Origin of the sequence: Bartonella sp. MU70NMGDW (genome assembly GCF_042194085.1) — a bacterium.
Lineage (GTDB): Bacteria > Pseudomonadota > Alphaproteobacteria > Rhizobiales > Rhizobiaceae > Bartonella > Bartonella grahamii.
Map to the genome: position 1 here is coordinate 1 of NZ_JBHIMK010000180.1, position 2,468 is coordinate 2,468.

The following is a 2,468-nucleotide window of genomic DNA, read 5'->3' on the forward strand; positions in this document are numbered from 1 at the left end:
TTGGTTTGATGGGGGCGACGCGTCGTCTCCAGCATTACATGGAACCTAGTTGGCAACCGATGTTTATGATTGCTGCATTGGGTGCTATTATTATCTTGCTCGGTATCCTTTGTTTTGTGCTGCAAGTTGTTTTGGCGATTTGGTACGGTATTAAACATAAAGGATGCTTACCGGTGATAATAGGTGATCCTTGGGGTGATGCACGGACACTTGAATGGTCTATCTCTTCACCGCCTCCTTCTTACAATTTTGCAATACTTCCAGAGGTACAATCTGATGATGCTTATTGGAATATGAAGAAGAATGGTTATCAGCGTCCGACAAGTGGATTTGCAAAAATTCATATGCCATCAAATACGTCCGCTGGAATTATTGCAGGATTCTTTTCATTGGTTGTTGGTTTTGCTCTTGTTTGGCATATTTGGTGGCTTGTTGCGATTGGATTGGTTGGTTTTGTTGCAACGATTGTGTGTCATTCGTTAACAGGTGATCATCATGGTTACTATATTCCAGCTGAAGAAGTGCAGAAAACAGAGGACGCTTTTACAGCTGTTCTTAAAGAACAAGGAGTAGCAGTATGAGCGCGGTGACAATGAATGATACTCACATTGATGAGCATCATCACGATAATAGTTCGATAATGACATTTGGTTTTTGGGTTTATATTCTTTCGGATTTGATCCTATTCTCAACGCTTTTTTCAAGTTTTGCTGTTTTTTCTGCTTCTTATGGTGGAGGAAAAGCTGGCAATGAGTTTATTGATTTAAAGTTTGTTTTGGTTGAAACCGCCATCTTATTGCTATCATCAATTACTTATGGGTTTGTCATGGTACAAGCACATAAAGGTAATATCAGTGGTGTGCGTTCATGGATGGCTATTACTTTTGTACTTGGGTTTTGCTTTATTGGCATGGAAATTTACGAATTTCATGAACTTTTGAACGAGGTATTCTATTACGATCCTAATGCTTATGCAGGTATTGATCCTGCAACAGGTTTACAGCTTTTTGGACGAGAAGTTCTATCTGCATATTGGTCAGCGTTTTTTGCTTTAGTTGGTACCCACGGTCTTCATGTAAGTGTTGGTCTTCTCTGGATGATAGTGATGTTTTTTCACCTTCGTCGTCATGGCTTGGATCAGGATAATAAAACGCGTTTAACATGCCTTTCAATTTTCTGGCATTTACTTGATATTGTGTGGGTTGGTGTTTTCACCATGGTTTATCTGTTAGGAGCACTGTAATGAGCATGCATAACGAAACACATGGTCCCAGTACTGGTTCCTATTTAGTTGGCTTTATTCTGGCTGTATTTTTTACCTTGGGTTCTTTTATTCCTGTGATGTATGGAATGATGGAAAGTTGGGCAGTTAGTACGAAGGTTGCGTATCTTATTGGGATGGCGATTATTCAGATTATAGTACAAATTGTTTTCTTTTTGCACTTGAATTCTGGTCCAGATGCCAAGTGGAATTTAAGCGCGTTGTGGTTTGCTGCTATTTGCGTTTTTGTTATTATTGGGGGAACTTGGTGGGCTATTTCTCACTTGAATTATAATATGATGGGTGGTTCAGGACGTGTTATTGAACCGGAAATATCAAGTAGGGATGATTCTTCAGTGTCTGAGCAGTTATCAAACAAAGATATATCCGTAAGAACACAGCCAGAAAAGATACAGGGCTCAGAAATTTCGATGGAGCAAGGTGCAAGTACGCAAACTCCTGTAGATCAAGCACCTGGTTCAGAAATGCCTATGGGGCAGGGTCTAGGTACGCAAACTCCTGTAGATCAAGCACCTGGTTCAGAAATGCCCATGGAGCAAGGTCCAAATACGCAAACTCCTGTAGATCAAGCACCTGGTTCAGAAATGCCCATGGGGCAGGGTCTAGGTACGCAGACTCCTGTAGATCAAGCACCTGGTTCAGAAATGCCTATGGGGCAGGGTCTAGGTACGCAGACTCCTGTAGATCAAGCACCTGGTTCAGAAATGCCCATGGAGCAAGGTCCAAATACGCAGTTTCCTGTGGAGTAGTTGTTAGAAATATCTAAGAGCTGATGCGGCATGTATCAGCTCTTAGGAGAAATTCGTAGGATATAAAGAGGGGAATAAGTACAAGATATCAGTGGAATGAGTATCATGATTTTGAATATACTTTTAATTTAAAAGAGAAAGTCCGTGGGGTATTGAGGCAAGCTTTAATTTTTGAGACAAATAGCTATTTGTAGAATATACAAAAAGTGATGTTTGTAAAATTCACTACAAAGAAAGAGAATGTGAGAAACAAGTTTTTATGTTGTATAAGCTAAAAAAAGCTACGAAGCAGTAATGTTTTTAGATTTACAGAATTTATATTAAAGATAGCATTAAAGTTATTTGTAATAATAATATGCAATTGAAATCAAAAATTTAGAGAATAATCAGAAAACTTAATGAAAACCGTTGCAATGACAGTTATTGGTGCTGGTTCT

Annotated in this window: 2 protein-coding genes and 1 pseudogene; all 3 read left to right on the top strand. The window is 39.2% G+C overall.

The window, feature by feature from the left end; all coding sequences use genetic code 11:
* Positions 1 to 581 (top strand): annotated as a pseudogene (locus tag ACFIKE_RS09395) (cytochrome o ubiquinol oxidase subunit I); the annotation flags it as partial.
* Positions 578 to 1,243, top strand: coding sequence for a cytochrome (ubi)quinol oxidase subunit III (locus ACFIKE_RS09400; protein WP_375649542.1), 666 nt, complete (start codon positions 578 to 580; stop codon positions 1,241 to 1,243). The pseudogene ACFIKE_RS09395 and the gene ACFIKE_RS09400, both read left to right, overlap by 4 nt.
* Positions 1,243 to 2,031 carry a cytochrome o ubiquinol oxidase subunit IV gene (gene cyoD, locus ACFIKE_RS09405; protein WP_375649544.1) on the top strand — a complete coding sequence of 263 codons (789 nt, stop codon included), beginning with the start codon at positions 1,243 to 1,245 and terminating at the stop codon, positions 2,029 to 2,031. Before ACFIKE_RS09400 ends, cyoD begins: the two co-directional genes overlap by 1 nt.
* Positions 2,032 to 2,468: the final 437 nt, after the last annotated feature.

What these genes read in the sequence shown, in the direction of transcription:
- ACFIKE_RS09400 (WP_375649542.1), top strand. Translation starts at nt 578, where the DNA reads ATGAGCGCGGTGACAATGAATGATACTCACATTGATGAGCATCATCAC.
- cyoD (WP_375649544.1), top strand. Translation starts at nt 1,243, where the DNA reads ATGAGCATGCATAACGAAACACATGGTCCCAGTACTGGTTCCTATTTA.